At 29.9% G+C, this 12,017-nt stretch carries 13 protein-coding genes; 4 read left to right on the top strand and 9 right to left on the bottom strand.

Translation table 11 applies throughout. The features are described from left to right. Nucleotides 1-49: 49 nt before the first annotated feature. Both rsmH and mraZ read right to left on the bottom strand, forming a co-directional pair. Entirely contained in the window at nucleotides 50-958 is a 909-nt protein-coding gene (gene rsmH, locus AAC008_RS06850) for a 16S rRNA (cytosine(1402)-N(4))-methyltransferase RsmH (RefSeq protein WP_339888276.1), read from the bottom strand. Beyond that, a complete protein-coding gene (gene mraZ, locus AAC008_RS06845) occupies nucleotides 933-1,403 on the bottom strand; it encodes a division/cell wall cluster transcriptional repressor MraZ (RefSeq protein ID WP_339888274.1) in 471 nt (156 codons plus the stop codon). Before mraZ ends, rsmH begins: the two co-directional genes overlap by 26 nt. Nucleotides 1,404-1,765: 362 nt before the next feature. Here mraZ and AAC008_RS06840 point away from each other — a divergent pair, with 362 nt between their 5' ends. Both AAC008_RS06840 and yihA read left to right on the top strand, forming a co-directional pair. Continuing rightward, nucleotides 1,766-2,521 carry an alpha/beta hydrolase gene (locus AAC008_RS06840; RefSeq protein WP_339888273.1) on the top strand — a complete coding sequence of 252 codons (756 nt, stop codon included), beginning with the start codon at nucleotides 1,766-1,768 and terminating at the stop codon, nucleotides 2,519-2,521. A 40-nt stretch (nucleotides 2,522-2,561) separates the two neighbouring features. After that, nucleotides 2,562-3,182, top strand: a complete 621-nt coding sequence (yihA, locus tag AAC008_RS06835; protein ID WP_339888271.1) for a ribosome biogenesis GTP-binding protein YihA/YsxC — start codon at nucleotides 2,562-2,564, stop codon at nucleotides 3,180-3,182. 78 nt (nucleotides 3,183-3,260) lie between these two features. Here the strand turns inward: yihA and gldC are convergent, their stop codons facing one another. Together gldC and gldB are read right to left on the bottom strand one after the other, a co-directional pair. Further along, nucleotides 3,261-3,593: a gliding motility protein GldC gene (gene gldC / locus AAC008_RS06830; protein WP_339888270.1), complete on the bottom strand. Its 333-nt coding sequence runs from the start codon at nucleotides 3,591-3,593 to the stop codon at nucleotides 3,261-3,263. After that, entirely contained in the window at nucleotides 3,593-4,549 is a 957-nt protein-coding gene (gldB, locus tag AAC008_RS06825) for a gliding motility lipoprotein GldB (protein WP_339888269.1), read from the bottom strand. The genes gldC and gldB overlap by 1 nt, the downstream gene beginning before the upstream one ends. 80 nt (nucleotides 4,550-4,629) lie before the next feature. On the opposite strand from gldB, the gene nadE reads away from it, so the two are divergent. Together nadE and AAC008_RS06815 are read left to right on the top strand one after the other, a co-directional pair. Beyond that, nucleotides 4,630-5,436, top strand: a complete 807-nt coding sequence (gene nadE / locus AAC008_RS06820) for an NAD(+) synthase (protein WP_339888268.1) — start codon at nucleotides 4,630-4,632, stop codon at nucleotides 5,434-5,436. A 63-nt stretch (nucleotides 5,437-5,499) separates the two neighbouring features. Beyond that, nucleotides 5,500-6,123: a response regulator transcription factor gene (locus tag AAC008_RS06815; RefSeq protein WP_339888267.1), complete on the top strand. Its 624-nt coding sequence runs from the start codon at nucleotides 5,500-5,502 to the stop codon at nucleotides 6,121-6,123. Here the strand turns inward: AAC008_RS06815 and dnaG are convergent. The 5 genes from dnaG to AAC008_RS06790 form a co-directional block, all read right to left on the bottom strand. Beyond that, nucleotides 6,120-8,096, bottom strand: coding sequence for a DNA primase (gene dnaG, locus AAC008_RS06810; protein ID WP_339888266.1), 1,977 nt, complete (start codon nucleotides 8,094-8,096; stop codon nucleotides 6,120-6,122). The genes AAC008_RS06815 and dnaG overlap by 4 nt on opposite strands. 102 nt (nucleotides 8,097-8,198) lie before the next feature. Next, a complete protein-coding gene (locus AAC008_RS06805) occupies nucleotides 8,199-9,275 on the bottom strand; it encodes a hypothetical protein (RefSeq protein ID WP_339888265.1) in 1,077 nt (358 codons plus the stop codon). A 33-nt stretch (nucleotides 9,276-9,308) separates the two neighbouring features. Further along, entirely contained in the window at nucleotides 9,309-10,055 is a 747-nt protein-coding gene (locus AAC008_RS06800; RefSeq protein WP_339888263.1) for a hypothetical protein, read from the bottom strand. A gap of 74 nt (nucleotides 10,056-10,129) precedes the next feature. After that, nucleotides 10,130-10,699: an RNA polymerase sigma factor gene (locus AAC008_RS06795; RefSeq protein ID WP_339888262.1), complete on the bottom strand. Its 570-nt coding sequence runs from the start codon at nucleotides 10,697-10,699 to the stop codon at nucleotides 10,130-10,132. A 164-nt stretch (nucleotides 10,700-10,863) separates the two neighbouring features. Further along, nucleotides 10,864-11,844 carry a polyprenyl synthetase family protein gene (locus tag AAC008_RS06790; protein ID WP_339888261.1) on the bottom strand — a complete coding sequence of 327 codons (981 nt, stop codon included), beginning with the start codon at nucleotides 11,842-11,844 and terminating at the stop codon, nucleotides 10,864-10,866. Nucleotides 11,845-12,017 lie beyond the last annotated feature (173 nt).

Here is a 12,017-nt window from a genome sequence, read left to right as displayed (position 1 = left end):
CTTGAAGTTTTTCTAAAAAAAACTTGCTATTAATTGCGAATACATATTCTTATTTTTTTTCGGCTACTCTTAATTTTGCACTTCTTGCTCTATTATTAATAGCAATCTCTTCTTTAGAAGGAATTATTAACTTTTCGATTGTTTTGAAGGGCACTTCAAAATTTCCAAAGAAATCTTTTTCTGGTTCTCCTTCAAACATTCCATTTTTAACAAATCGCTTCACAAGTCTATCTTCTAAAGAATGATATGAAATCACACTTAATCTTCCTCCTGGTTTAAGAATTTCTAAGGATTGAGTTAAAAATTCTTTTAAAGCTTCCATTTCTTGATTTACTTCAATTCGGATGGCTTGATAAATCTGAGCTAATATTTTATTGCTTTTGTGACCCGGTAAAAAGCGGCTTAATATTTCTTTTAATTGTTCTGAATTTTTAATTGGAGTTTCTCTTCGTGCATTAACAATAACATTTGCCATTGCTCCAGCATTTTTTAATTCTCCGAATTCTAACAAAACACTTTTTAATGCAGCTTCTTCGTATTCGTTAATTACATGATATGCTGAAAGTTCCCCTTTTTGATTCATTCGCATATCTAATTCAGCTTCAAAACGAGTTGAAAAACCTCTTTCTGCTACATCAAATTGATGCGATGAAACTCCTAAGTCAGCTAAAATTCCATCTACTTGTTTTATTCCGTGAAAACGTAAGAACCTTTTTATAAATCTGAAATTTTCATTTATTAATGTGAATCTGTCATCATCAAGCGCATTTTCCAAAGCATCTAAATCTTGATCGAAAGCAAACAATTTTCCATTTACTCCTAGTCTTGAAATCATTTCTCTCGAATGACCACCACCCCCAAAAGTGACATCTACATATACTCCATCTGGATGAATATTTAATCCATCAACCGTCTCCTTCAATAATACTGGATTATGATATTCCATCTTCGATTTCATTTTGGCCACCCATTACTTCTTCTGCTAAATCAGCAAAATCGTCAGTAGCATTTTCAATTGCGTTTTCATATAAAGTTTTATCCCAAATCTCAATAATATTGATAGCTGAAGACAACACTAAGTCTTTCTCAATTTGACCAAAAACGATTAAGTCTTTTGGGATTAACAACCTTCCAGTAGCATCAATTTCAACCACTTTTACTCCTGCAGTGAATCGTCTAATGAAATCATTATTCTTCTTTACAAATCGATTTAACTTGTTGATTTTAGCCATCATTATATTCCACTCACTCATCGGAAATAATTCTAAGCAAGGCTGAAAAACAGAACGCTTCAATACAAAACCATCCTCCAAAGAAGCAAACTGTTTCTTTAGTGGTGCTGGTATCATAAGCCTTCCTTTGGCATCTACCTTACATTCATATGTTCCAATTAGTGTGTTCACAATGGGATTTTGACTTTAATAATGACAAAAATATAAATTTTTTACCACTATTTACCACAATCTACCACTTTGTTGATAAGTTTATACTCGTTTTGACTAAAAAAAGGGATGAATTGAAAATTTGAAAATTTTTAAAAACTTAACAAGTCGAATAAATACTTAGCCTTTGCAATTATTAAATAAAAGTTAAAGCCTAACTTTTAAAGTTATCAACCAAAGCCTCATTTTGTTAATAAGCTAATTATTACCTATTTGGTGTTAAATTTTGTAAGAAAATGACAAATATTTCTAATTATTATTTTTTTGTTTAACTGTTTTTAAAAGTCTTATATTTGCATATATTTCTAATACGAATTTTTTTTATGTTAAAAAAAGAAAAAAAATACACCTACTATGAAGTTGGTGAAGGGACACCGGTAATCATACTTCATGGCTTAATGGGTGGTTTAAGTAACTTTGATGGTGTAACTAATTTTTTACCTTCAAAAGGCTATAAAGTTATTATTCCTTTGTTGCCTATTTACTCACAAAGTATCTTAAAAACCAATGTGAAAGCATTTTCAAAATTTGTTCATGATTTTATTATTCATAAAAAACTAGATAAAGTTATATTATTAGGAAATTCACTTGGTGGCCATATTGCTTTATATCACACAAAAATGTATCCTGAATTAATGAAAGGTTTGGTTATTACAGGAAGTTCTGGACTATATGAAAGTGCCATGGGAGAAAGTTATCCAAAACGTGGAGATTACGAATACATTAAGAAGAAAGCTGAAGATGTTTTTTATGATCCAAAAATTGCCACAAAAGAAATAATTGACGAAGTATTTGCAACTGTTAATGATAGAATTAAATTAATTAAAACACTAACTATTGCCAAAAGTGCTATTCGTCATAATATGGCCGCTGATTTACCTAAAATGACCACACCGACGTGTATTATTTGGGGAAAAAATGACAAAGTAACTCCACCAAATGTAGCTGATGAATTTAATGAATTATTACCAAATTCTGAATTATTTTGGATTGACAAATGCGGTCATGCAGCCATGATGGAAAGACCAGAAGAATTTAATACCATTTTATTAAACTGGTTACAAAAACATAACTTATAACATTATTCCCCTTTAATTGGGGAATTTTATTTTACATACAATGAAAATCAATACAGCCGAATTTATTATTAGTAACTCTGAAGTTAGTAAATGTCCGAATGAACCGTTACCAGAATATGCGTTCATTGGTCGTTCTAATGTTGGAAAGTCATCTTTAATCAACATGTTGACAGAGCGAAAAAAATTAGCAAAAACTTCGGCAAGACCAGGAAAAACACAGCTAATCAATCATTTTAAGATCAATAATAATTGGTATTTAGTTGATTTACCAGGTTATGGTTATGCTAAAGTATCAAAGAAAACTAAAGCAGTTTTTCAGCAATTTATAACGGATTATTTTGAAAAAAGAGAGCAATTAGTATGTGCTTTTGTTTTGATTGACATTCGATTAGAAGCACAAAAAATAGATTTGGAGTTTATTACTTATCTTGGAGAAACTGAAGTTCCTTTTTGTATAATTTTCACTAAAGCTGATAAAATAGGAAAAACGAAAGTTGATTCGCATATTGCTGCTTATAAAAAGAAAATATTAGCCAACAATTGGGCTGAAATGCCTCAGTACTTTACAACTTCATCAACAGAAGGACTTGGTAGAGAAGGTGTTTTGGAGTTTATTGATAATGTAAATCAAGATATGTTTAAAAACATGAATGAGTTTTAAATTGCTTTTTTATAGATTCCGAACATATTTCAGAATCTATAAAAAACAATATCAATGTTTATTTTCCAACAGTTATATTTATTTAGTCAACTCTAATTTTTCGGCAAAATAATCGCAAAAGTCTTTCATAGTTGCTGTCATTTTTTCATCTGCTGTTGCTCTATTGTACGTGTCTGCCATAGCTACTAACGTTTGGTGAAAAAATTGTTTCATTTCGTCTACAGGCATATCTTTTGTCCATAAATCAATACGCAAAGATTCTTTGGTTTTATTATCCCAAATAGCTAACATGATTGCTTTGGTTTCTTCTAATTCTACACCACCATCTTGTGCTGTCCATCTTAATTTTTCTGGAATTTTATTTTCGTCTAATTCTACTAAGAATTTTATTTCTGATTTTTTATTTGCCATTACTTTTTTGGTTTGTATTTTGATTCTTCAAATAATTTTTTTGCATCCATTGCAAGTAAATCTTGCAATTTTACATCAGGATGATTTTCTGCATAACTTCTAACAATTTGCCATCCAACCCAAGCGCCTACTCTTCCTGGAGATTCGTTGTCAATTTCTAAATAAAATTTAGAGAATGGTGCATCGTTCATAAAACGCTGTTCATTTTTTGGGTTTGTGTCATACAATAATTTATTCTCTATAAAATTACTCCATATTTCAGATTCATTTTCCTGACACCATCTATATTTATCTTCTGTGTAAGCAATTTTATCAAAATCAGAAACATCTGGAATTAACAAGTCTTTCATATACAATTCTTTACCCATATATATCATAAGAGAAAGTAAAGCTCTGTTTTTAGGAGCCGAAATTCTACCATATGAAAAACTGCTTACTATATCGGGTAAGATTTGAGACTCCTTAAGCTCAATACGTTTATACTCCGGAAATGCTTCGTAGTAACGATGATTTTCACCCAAATAACAATCAAGAGAAATAAATAAATAATCCTTATCAAAAATTACTTTTTTATCTAAATCAACTTCATTAATTAATGTGATAACTCTTGGTAATTTAGTTTCAGGAAAATAATACTTTATGTGTTTAAAAACATCTTCAATACCTACTTCAAGCTTACCTATTTCTTTATACTTATTTTGAACTTCATTAAACAATTCTTTGTAAATAGGTTCGTTTAACATATTCAAATAAACAGAATCCTCTCTAGGAAACAAAAAAGGATATTCATCTTTAAGTTTTGGTAAATCTTGAGGTTCAGACGTATAAAACTTCTGATCAAAGCGTTCAATTTTAAAACTCACAGGAATTGCTGAAACATCAACCTCTTGTTTAGTCTCTTTTTTACACGAGACAATAATTAAACTGGTAATAAATAGTAAGATATACTTCTTCATTGTAAAAAAAATTATATTTTTATGGAAAATAAATCAAGTTGCAAATATACATTTAATAGTATAAATTATTTAATAAAATTATGACAGTTTCATCTCAATTTCAAGCAGAAAAAATTAATAATCATATAGTAAAATGGTTACTTGACTATGCTACTAACGCAAAAGTTAAGGGTTTTGTTGTGGGAATATCAGGTGGAATTGATAGTGCGTTAACTTCTACTCTGTGTGCACAAACAGGTTTGCCAACATTATGTGTAGAAATGCCTATACATCAAGCTGAAAGTCATGTTAATAGAGCAAACGAACATATTGATAAATTGAAAAAGCGATTTCCAAATGTTTTAAATGAACGAGTAGATTTAACTCCAACTTTCGAAACGTTTAAAAATGAAGTGCCAATTTCTAAAAATGAAGCTGCTTATAATTTATCATTAGCCAATACGAGAGCAAGATTACGAATGACAACTTTATACTATTTAGCTGGAATTCACGGTTTTTTAGTAGCTGGAACTGGTAATAAAGTAGAAGATTTTGGGGTAGGCTTTTTTACGAAATATGGTGACGGTGGAGTTGATTTGAGTCCGATTGCAGATTTATTAAAAAGTGAAGTTCGTTTACTATCAAAATTTGTTCAAGTTCCCGAAAGTATTTTGACTGCAAAACCAACAGATGGGCTTTTTGGAGACGACAGAAGTGATGAAGATCAAATTGGCGCTAACTATGATGAATTAGAATGGGCAATGGCAGAATTTGAAAAAGGAAAAACAGAAAATGATTTTTTTGGAAGAGAATTAACCGTTTTTGCAATTTACAAACGACTGAATTTTCTGAATTTACATAAAATAAATCCTGTTCCTGTCTGTAAAATCCCACAAGAGTTAAAATAACCACATAATCTATCGACGATATTACATTTTTTTGTAAATTTACTTACACATAATATAAATAAAATGATTAAAATTTGCGTCGCTGATAACAATCCTGTAATTTATCAAGGCATAAAATCATACTTAAAAGATTCTGTTGATTTTGATGTTATAGGAAACGTGTCTTCTTTAGAAGACCTACACGAACTATTGGACAATAAAGTTGTTCACTTAGTTATAATGGATATTGAACTAACTGGCCTTTCTAGTATTAGAGATGTCAAAATTTTAGTCAAGGATTATTCTACTACAAAATTCTTTATTTTCTCAAATGTTTCTGAAACCCTTTATGCTAATAATGCATTAAAAGTTGGCGTTAGAGGTTACTTAGAGAAGAGTGCAAGCATGAAGGACTTTGCTGCTGCCCTAAAATCAGTTTCAATGGGGAATATTTACACTAGTGAAGCTGTAAAAAAATTGAACCAAAATGATTCTAAAAATAGCGATCGTTTACACAAAAAATTATCTGCTAGAGAAATTGAGGTTTTAAAGTATTTGGCTGACGGTAAAAAGAATAAAGAAATCGCTAAAACTTTAGGGTTAGACGAAAAAACCATTAGTACTTACAAACTTCGTTTATTACACAAATTAAACGTTACTAATTTAATTGACTTAATTAACAAAGCAAAAACATTTCAATTGGTTTAATGATGTCTACTTATTACTCTTCCTAATTTTTTAGAAAACACGTTGGTTAATCCTAAATAATCTCTTACCATAGATAATATTTCTGTGTTGTCATCTTGTTTCTTTTCAATTATATCTGATTTAAGTTCGTCAATAATTTTATTCACCAAATACCATCTTAAAGTTAAAATTGTTTCAGTAACGAATTGAGGAACAGTTTGCTCTTTAAGTTTTACAACTATTTGTTGACCTTCCCAATTGTGAATAACTTCTCTTTCTTCATTCATTAAGATTGAAGTTACTTCTTGCGCGATTTCTTCTGGAATTTGTTGCAAGTAATGTTCTATGTCAAACTTTTCAACTCTGTTATAATAGGCTATTATATCATTATAAATAGCACTAAATATTGGGTTTGCTAATTCAACCTCATCTTCTTGTAAACTCAAGTAAATACGTTGATATACTTTGTATTTATTAATTTCTTTATGTTCAAATAATTCGCCTTCTTCGTTAGCTTTATGGGAAATATCTTCAAAATCTTCTTCAAGATCACCATACAATAACAAGATTTGAATAATTTGATGTTCTAGTACATATTGAATATCAACTTTTGCTATCTGTGCAGTTGTATCATTTTTGACAACATCAAACGCTTTTTGGTCTGATTTATATTGTTTATTGGCTTCAGAAACATCTTTTTTGACTAATTGCGCCAAAGTATTAAATAAAACATCTTCCGAAATATCCATTATTCGAGCACATTCTTGAATGTAGATTTCTCGTTTAATTCTATCTGGAATTTTTGAAATACTCACAACCATATCACGAATCAAATCTGCTTTTTTGATAGGATCATTTTTCGCATCAAGCATCAATAAAGAAGCTTTAAATTGAATAAAGTCTTTAGCATTTTCTTCTAAATAAAGTACTAAATCATCATAAGAAGTCTTTTTCGCAAAACTATCTGGATCTTCACCATCTGGAAATGTACAAACCTTTACGTTCATTCCAGCTTCCAAAATTAAATCAATTCCACGAACAGAAGCCCGTAAACCCGCAGCATCACCATCAAAAAGAACAGTAATATTTGGCGTTAAACGATTTATTAATCGAATTTGATCTGGAGTTAAAGCTGTTCCTGAAGACGAAACTACATTTTCAATTCCGGCTTGATTGAATTGAATTACATCTGTATAACCTTCAACCAAATAACAATTATTTAGTTTAGCTATCGATTGTTTTGCATGATAAATTCCGTAAAGGACTTTACTTTTGTGGTAAATATCACTTTCAGGTGAATTTAAATATTTTGCAGCTTTTTTATCATTGTTTAAAATTCGACCTCCAAAACCTAAAACTCTCCCGCTCATACTTTGAATAGGAAACATAACACGACCTTTGAATCGATCAAATTGCTTGTCTTCTTTTACTATTGAAAGTCCCGTTTTATCTAAATAATCAAGTTTATAACCTTTACCTAAAGCTTCTTTTGTAAAAGCATCCCAACTTTCTGGAGAATATCCTAAATTAAATTTTTTAATGGTATCAGAAGTAAAACCTCTTTCTTTAAAATAAGATAAACCGATTGCTTTTCCTTCATCATTATTCCATAAAATATCTTGAAAATACTTGCTTGCGAATTCAGAAACCAAATACATACTTTCCTTTTCATTTGCAATCGCTAAATCATCATCCGTTTGAACGGTTTCTTCTAATTCTATATTGTATTTTTTGGCTAAATACCGAATGGCTTCTGGATATGTAAAATGTTCATGTTCCATTAAAAATGAAACTACATTTCCTCCTTTTCCACTGGAGAAATCTTTCCAAATTTGTTTCACTGGAGAAACCATAAACGAAGGAGACTTTTCATCCACGAAAGGACTTAACCCTTTAAGATTACTACCTGCACGTTTTAAATTTACGAAATCGCCAATTACCTCCTCTACTCGAGCAGTTTCAAAAACGGTTTCTATGGAAGCTTGTGATATCAAATTTTTATAGTTTCAAGGTATCAAAGATACAAAGTTATAAAACAAAAAAACCTACAAGATTATGAAAACCTTGTAGGAAAGTATGAATAACAAACTCAAATTTTAATTAAAATCGAAACGAAGACCTAGTGATATGTTGTTTTGATCAACTGCATTATCTTTGAATAATGGATTCATATCGTATTTCACATACAAACTTGTTTGACCATAACCGATATAACCACTTAATCCGTAAACAAAATCGGAAGTATTAAAATCTCCTTTTTGTTTATCTTTTACTTTATCGCCATCTAATTCATATTTAGTGATTTGTTTTGATTTAAGATTAAATCCACCATAACCACCTAGACCAATTCTTAAAGATTCATGAGTTCTGAAATAGGTTTTTGTACTGTCTTGAGAGAATCTTTTTGAATATTTTTTTGGTGTAAAATCAAATTCTAAATGAAGTGGCAATACCAATTGTACATTTCGTAATCTTGATTCTTTTAAATCAACAGCAGCAGTTTGCAATTCTGTTTGATTTCCGTTTTTAACAAACAATCTATTGTCTGTTGGTCTAAGATTATTATACATTACAGAAAAACCATATTTTGCATGTAATAAGTTGTTACTTTTCAATATTCTTGTGTTGTATGTTATTCCCCATTCATAAAAATGTGATCCTGCGACACGAAAATCAGATTTCTCAATATTTTCTCCTTCTGTGATAAGGTTATTTAATCCCAATGCAAATACAAATTGAGAAGTTGTTCTTCGCTCTTTATATTCTTTAGGCTTTCTATCAATAGTGTCATTCTCTATTCTTATTACAAATCTCTTTCCAATTCTTACGATTGTTGAATCTGCTGTATGTTTAACTTTACCATCTACCTTGTCTTGAATCAATTGATTTAGTTTTTCTTCCTCAATTGCTACTTTAATTTCAATATTCGAAGCTCGTTCTTCGGCAATTTTTAATTTAAGTTCGCCTGCTTTTTCTTTAGAAATTTTTCCTTCAATAATTTGTTTGTCTAAAGCTTCAATTTCAACTTTTAGTGCTTTTTTTTCTTCTTTGGTGATCATTTCTATTTGATTTCCAATTTCTTTAGCTCTTTCTTCAAATGATTTTTCCTGAGCAATTGATTTCCCAACAAATGAGAGCAACATGATAACTGTGTAAAAAATAATTTTTTGCATGATTTTCGTTTTTTGATTAATGATTGATGATAATTATAATTCGTCTTCGTAATTTCTATTCGCTAACACTGTTTTAATAGCATTATAATTTTTATTTAGACGCTCTAAAGCGTTTTCTCTAAATGATTGGTAGATTTCTGTTTCAGCATTTGATAATAATGTATTTGGATTTACAGAAATTCTTTTTTTAATGTTTTTAATTTCTTTTTCTGAACTTTTATTTTCAAATTTTGTATTACTAACTTCTGCTAGTAGTTTTTCTGCTGAAATATATTTCTTTTTACTCGTTAGCTGTTGATTATTTATTGCAGCAACAGAAACCTTATTATTATTGTCTTCTTTTGATTGATTGATGATTGAAACTGTTTGATTGTTGATTGCTAATTGCTGAATATTGATTTTTGAAGTATTTGAAATTTTTTGATTTACAACTTGATTTGATTTTTCTAACTTATTATCATTTTCAACTAAAACTTCTTCTTGCTTCTCGTTTCTTGCTTCTTTTACCTCTTCTACAACCTCTTTTTTATTCTCAACCTCAACAATTATTGAATCTTCTTTAGCAGGAATCAGAACTTCATTTTGATTATAAAAATAATATCCAATTGAAGCAAGCACAATGAATGATGCTGCAATATTTATCCAAAAAAATCCTTTTTTCTTTGGTTTATCTTCAACACTTAACATAGCATCTAGTCTGTCCCAAGAATTTGCACTGGGCTTTATCTCGCGATTGCTTAGTTTTTGTTGTACTTGTTTTTCAAAATTATTTAGTTTCATAAATTCTGATTTTTATTTTTTATAGGTAATTTATGCAATCGCATTTAATTTGTTGGATGTTTGTTTTCAACAAACTATTTAGTTGCGATGTCATTTTGATTATTCTTTAATTTGTTAATTTGCTCTTGCAATAATTTTCGTGCGTGAGCTAATTGTGATTTTGATGTTCCTTCATTAATCTTTAACATCTTGGCTATTTCATTGTGTTTGTATCCTTCAATTATATAAAGATTGAAAACCATTTTACAACCTTCTGGTAAATTATCTATCAATAATTGAATATCTTCAGTTGAAAAATCTTGTTCTTCAGAAAAATCATTGGGCAAAACAGTTTCTTCTATATTTTGATGATTGAAATTGTTCTTCTTGACTCGAATGTAATCAATGCATTCATTAACCATTATTCTTCTTATCCAACCTTCAAAGCTTCCTTTGTGTTCAAATTTCTTGAGGTTTGTAAACACTTTCATAAAAGCAGTTATCATTACATCTTCAGCATGATGAACATCTTTAATGTATCGTCGGCAAACGCTTAACATCTTAGGTGAAAAATCTGTATACAATTGGTGTTGTGCTTGTCGATTCTTTTCGACAGCTAATTGAATGAGTTCTTTTTCTTGTTGATGTAATTGTATTACTTTCATTTTGAAATTAGAAATTAGAATTCTGAATTTAGAATTGGTCTTCTATTTACATAGACGAGAATGAATTTGAAATGGTTGTAAAAATGTAGAAAATTCCAAAAAATAAATTCCAAATTCTAAAACTTTTTTTTGAAATTGATATTGTCATTCAACTTGATATTGATTTACTTTTTTCTTTCAATAACGTAGTTAACCATTAAAACTAATGAGGCTTTATATTCTGATTCTGGGAAATCTTGTAGGAGCTGAAGGGCTTCTTGTTGAAATTGCACCATTTTTTGTTCTGCGTAAACTAATCCGTTTTTGTCTTTTACAAATTGGATCACTTCTTTGACTCTTGTTTTGTCTTTATTATGATTTTTAACCGAATTGATTACCCATTTTTTTTCTTTAGAAGAACAATTATTCAAAGCATAAATTAAAGGTAGAGTCATTTTTTGTTCTTTGATGTCGATTCCTGTTGGTTTTCCAATCGCTTCATCTGTGTAATCGAATAAATCGTCTTTTATTTGAAAAGCCATTCCGATTAGCTCACCAAATTTTCGCATTTTTTCGACAACATCAGTATTTTCTGGATCAACAGAACAAGCACCAAGTGAACAACAAGCAGCAATAAGTGTAGCTGTTTTTTGTCGGATAATTTCATAATAAATATCTTCGGTGATGTCTAATCTTCTTGCTTTTTCGATTTGAAGTAATTCACCTTCACTCATTTCGCGTACGGCAACCGAAATTATTTTAAGTAAATCAAAATCGTTATTATCAATAGAAAGCAATAGTCCTTTTGAAAGTAAATAATCACCCACTAAAACTGCGATTTTGTTTTTCCAAAGGGCATTTATAGAAAAGAAACCTCTTCTTTTGTTACTATCATCTACGACATCATCATGAACTAAAGTTGCCGTATGAATTAATTCGATTACTGAAGCACCACGATAAGTTCGATCGTTTACTTTTCCGTCAGAAATCATTTTGGCCGTTAAGAAAACAAACATAGGTCGCATTTGTTTTCCTTTTCGGTTTACAATGTAGTAAGTAATTCTGTTTAATAAAGCGACTTTGGAGGACATCGATTCGTGAAACTTCTTTTCAAAAAGTTTCATTTCTTTTGCTATAGGTTGCTTTATTTGTTCTACTATCTTCATTGTGAAAGCAAATGTAATTAAAACAACGATTAGAACAAAGCAATACGAAGTTTTTAGCCCAGATAGGAACGGCATCCTTTTTAGCCCTAACAGGTTTTTTGAAACCTGTTAGGGCTAAAAAGATATAGTGGATAGCTGGATTAGCTTCTTAAATAAGTTAGCAGTGTTCAGTA

The organism is uncultured Flavobacterium sp. (genome assembly GCF_963975515.1).
Taxonomy (GTDB): Bacteria; Bacteroidota; Bacteroidia; order Flavobacteriales; family Flavobacteriaceae; genus Flavobacterium.
Note: the sequence above shows the minus strand (reverse complement) of the source record. Positions and strands in the feature narration are given on the sequence as shown.

Bases quoted from the DNA above. Each gene is read 5' to 3' on its own strand.
- rsmH (WP_339888276.1), bottom strand. From the start codon at position 958: ATGAAATCGAAGATGGAATATCATAATCCAGTATTATTGAAGGAGACG.
- AAC008_RS06840 (WP_339888273.1), top strand. From the start codon at position 1,766: ATGTTAAAAAAAGAAAAAAAATACACCTACTATGAAGTTGGTGAAGGG.
- yihA (WP_339888271.1), top strand. From the start codon at position 2,562: ATGAAAATCAATACAGCCGAATTTATTATTAGTAACTCTGAAGTTAGT.
- gldC (WP_339888270.1), bottom strand. From the start codon at position 3,593: ATGGCAAATAAAAAATCAGAAATAAAATTCTTAGTAGAATTAGACGAA.
- gldB (WP_339888269.1), bottom strand. From the start codon at position 4,549: ATGAAGAAGTATATCTTACTATTTATTACCAGTTTAATTATTGTCTCG.
- nadE (WP_339888268.1), top strand. From the start codon at position 4,630: ATGACAGTTTCATCTCAATTTCAAGCAGAAAAAATTAATAATCATATA.
- AAC008_RS06815 (WP_339888267.1), top strand. From the start codon at position 5,500: ATGATTAAAATTTGCGTCGCTGATAACAATCCTGTAATTTATCAAGGC.
- AAC008_RS06805 (WP_339888265.1), bottom strand. From the start codon at position 9,275: ATGCAAAAAATTATTTTTTACACAGTTATCATGTTGCTCTCATTTGTT.
- AAC008_RS06800 (WP_339888263.1), bottom strand. From the start codon at position 10,055: ATGAAACTAAATAATTTTGAAAAACAAGTACAACAAAAACTAAGCAAT.
- AAC008_RS06795 (WP_339888262.1), bottom strand. From the start codon at position 10,699: ATGAAAGTAATACAATTACATCAACAAGAAAAAGAACTCATTCAATTA.
- AAC008_RS06790 (WP_339888261.1), bottom strand. From the start codon at position 11,844: ATGAAGATAGTAGAACAAATAAAGCAACCTATAGCAAAAGAAATGAAA.